Below are 575 nucleotides of genomic sequence, written 5' to 3'. Positions count from 1 at the left end.
GTGAACGACTGGTTCCCATTGACGCCACGGACGGCATCGATCGCCGAAAGGTCGATCAGGTCGCCCACCGAGAAGTCAAGGATCTCATCCCCATCCGCGGCGGCCGCGCTGTTGAACAGGATCGTATCCTGCCCGGCACCCGTCGCGATCGTGTTTGCAGCCTCAGAGGCCTTCACAACGTCATCGCCAGAGCCCGCAACGACACCCTCGACCGAGAACAAGCGATCCACAACCCCGGCTCCTGCGATGGAGCCAACAGGCGACAGACTGCCCAGATCGATCACCAGGTTCTGGCTCGTCCCAGACACGTCGACGACATCATGCCCCGAACCACCGAAGACGAAGTCGATCACACCATCGTCGCTCAGGAAGATGAGGTCGTTGGCATCACCGCCATAAACAACATCCTCGCCAGCACCATCCATGATCATGTCTGCACCGCCATCGCCGTACAGAACGTCCTGACCATCACCGCCCAGCAGTAGATCAGCTCCGCCCCCGCCTCGCAGGACGTCGTTGCCGCCTTCACCGCGCAGCACGTCATCGTGCTCGCTTCCTGCCAGGCTATCGCTTCC

General features: G+C 61.6%; 1 protein-coding gene and 1 pseudogene. Both read right to left on the bottom strand.

Features of this window, described 5'->3' with window-relative positions:
* A partial coding sequence (locus BCY78_RS24265) for a M10 family metallopeptidase C-terminal domain-containing protein (protein ID WP_233499493.1) occupies positions 1–431 on the bottom strand: 431 nt, incomplete at its 3' end.
* A gap of 33 nt (positions 432–464) precedes the next feature.
* A pseudogene (locus tag BCY78_RS26390) lies at positions 465–563 on the bottom strand (calcium-binding protein); the annotation flags it as partial.
* Positions 564–575: the final 12 nt, after the last annotated feature.

Origin of the sequence: Pararhodobacter sp. CCB-MM2 (assembly GCF_001691415.1) — a bacterium.
Taxonomy (GTDB): Bacteria; Pseudomonadota; Alphaproteobacteria; order Rhodobacterales; family Rhodobacteraceae; genus Pararhodobacter.
This window is presented reverse-complemented; position numbering and strand designations above follow the sequence as displayed.